Below are 1,082 nucleotides of genomic sequence, written 5' to 3'. Positions count from 1 at the left end.
TCTCAACGAGTTTATTTACAAATTAAACAGACGGTATTTTGGAGACAAACTCTTTGACAGACTAGTAATTGCGAATATAACAGGTGCATAAACGGATAATCAGAATCTTTAAACATCCTAATTAACTACCTGCGGATTTTAGGTATTATTATAGAAGCCCCCATGAATAAATCGCTCATCATTTTCGGCATCGTCAACATAACCTCGGACAGTTTCTCCGATGGAGGCCGGTATCTGGCGCCAGACGCAGCCATTGCGCAGGCGCGTAAGCTGATGGCCGAGGGGGCAGATGTGATCGACCTCGGTCCGGCATCCAGCAATCCCGACGCCGCGCCTGTTTCGTCCGACACAGAAATCGCGCGTATCGCGCCGGTGCTGGACGCGCTCAAGGCAGATGGCATTCCCGTCTCGCTCGACAGTTATCAACCCGCGACGCAAGCCTATGCCTTGTCGCGTGGTGTGGCCTATCTCAATGATATTCGCGGTTTTCCAGACGCTGCGTTCTATCCGCAATTGGCGAAATCATCTGCCAAACTCGTCGTTATGCATTCGGTGCAAGACGGGCAGGCAGATCGGCGCGAGGCACCCGCTGGCGACATCATGGATCACATTGCGGCGTTCTTTGACGCGCGCATCGCGGCGCTGACGGGTGCCGGTATCAAACGCAACCGCCTTGTCCTTGATCCCGGCATGGGGTTTTTTCTGGGGGCTGCTCCCGAAACCTCGCTCTCGGTGCTGGCGCGGTTCGATGAATTGCGGCTGCGCTTCGATTTGCCGGTGCTTCTGTCTGTTTCGCGCAAATCCTTTCTGCGCGCGCTCACAGGCCGTGGTCCGGGGGATGTCGGGGCCGCGACACTCGCTGCAGAGCTTGCCGCCGCCGCAGGTGGAGCTGACTTCATCCGCACACACGAGCCGCGCCCCTTGCGCGACGGGCTGGCGGTATTGGCGGCGCTGAAAGAAACCGCAAGAATTCGTTAACTTTTCGGTGGCCAGTAAGGAAATCGAGCGAGGCAAGGGTACACGTGGCCGGGGAGCCGAGGGAAAGCAGAACGTTGCGGTGATGGCCGAAAGCACCCCGTTGG

At 56.8% G+C, this 1,082-nt stretch carries 1 protein-coding gene and 1 pseudogene; both read left to right on the top strand.

Annotation, left to right across the window (positions count from 1 at the left end):
* Positions 1 to 162 precede the first annotated feature (162 nt).
* Positions 163 to 978 (top strand): sulfonamide-resistant dihydropteroate synthase Sul2, encoded by an 816-nt coding sequence (gene sul2, locus ACYVHJ_RS19405; protein WP_001043260.1) that lies wholly within the window; start codon positions 163 to 165, stop codon positions 976 to 978.
* A gap of 1 nt (position 979) precedes the next feature.
* Positions 980 to 1,082: pseudogene (locus ACYVHJ_RS19400) on the top strand (IS1595 family transposase); the annotation flags it as partial.

The sequence above is a fragment of the Cyclobacterium sediminis genome (assembly GCF_054781075.1).
Note: the sequence above shows the minus strand (reverse complement) of the source record. Positions and strands in the feature narration are given on the sequence as shown.

Coding starts and splice junctions, on each gene's coding strand:
- sul2 (WP_001043260.1), top strand. CDS start 163: ATGAATAAATCGCTCATCATTTTCGGCATCGTCAACATAACCTCGGAC.